Raw genomic sequence first — 1104 nt, 5'->3', positions numbered from 1 at the left:
GTCTTGTACAGCAGATCGATATCCTCTTGACGTAGCCCAGCCAAATGTCCGATGACAACCGAATATTCGGCCACCCGGAGCGAGTGGCCTGCCGTATAGGGATCTCTTGCATCCAGTGCGGCTGCAAGTGCTGCAAAATAGCTGTCCAGCAGCTTGCGATTACGATCTTCCCGCCCCTGAAGCTCGCGTACCATCATATTAAAGCCTGCGATGAGCGTTGAGAACTCATCTGAATATAAATTAGAAGTCTGAATCAGTCGCCCTTCTTTAATCTCGTTCATTGCCCGATACAGTTGGCGGATTGGACGCTGTAAATCCTGCGTTAACAGCCACGCTCCCACATAGGCAAACCCTACGCCCAGCAGTAGAATAAATCCTGCCCAGCCCCAGTATTGCTGTGCAATGATCTGACTGAATCCTTCCAAGCGAATCTGGACGGCTAGACTGAACAGAAACAAAGGAAAAGTCCCGATCAGCATCGTGCTGAGCAAAAATTTCGTGCGGATCGCCATAAACACATGACCCTCCAGCGAGAAATCCACGCCGTAACGGGATAACGCTTGCCGGCGGATCTCCCTGATCAAGGGGCGTATCGCTGCAATTGTCAGGAAGAACTCGATCATGGCATGGCAGCTTGCCAGTAATATCGCTCCAAGTGATGCCAGCCAGATATAAAAAGGCGGAAAGTTAAATTTGCCCTGTTCCAACATCCATACCGTCAGCAGTACCGCCGGTATGGATAAGCCCAGCAAGTGAGGTCCAAAGATGCGGTAAACCGACAATCTTGGCATGCGATGAACGCTCAAGTAGGCTTTTTCCAGAATGTCCAGATCCGGTGTTTCTTCCGTAAATCCAGCGCGAATCGGTCTCAGGTTCTTAAGAAACACCAGAAGCTCCGACGCAATCATGATCATGAAGGAAATGGCCAATATGATCATTAAACGGGCACCCTCCTCAAAGGATACCTCCAGAGTCGTTACCATTAATACGCCGCCCACAACAAGCACAGCCGCTATCGATCCGATCATATAGTTCCGGACTAGCTGTTTGAGAAATGACTTATACAGTTGCATGGTACGCCTACTTTCATTAGCAGATAGTAAC

The 1104-nt window shown here is 49.5% G+C and carries 1 protein-coding gene; it reads right to left on the bottom strand.

Annotated features, from left to right (window positions below; genetic code table 11):
• Window positions 1-938: HAMP domain-containing protein (locus tag ACFRAK_RS29500; RefSeq protein WP_394573270.1), on the bottom strand; the 938-nt coding region annotated here is incomplete at its 3' end.
• Window positions 939-1104: the final 166 nt, after the last annotated feature.

The organism is Peribacillus sp. NPDC056705 (assembly GCF_043656335.1).
The sequence above is the reverse complement of the archived record's forward strand: the minus strand, read 5'-3'. Positions and strand labels throughout refer to the sequence as shown.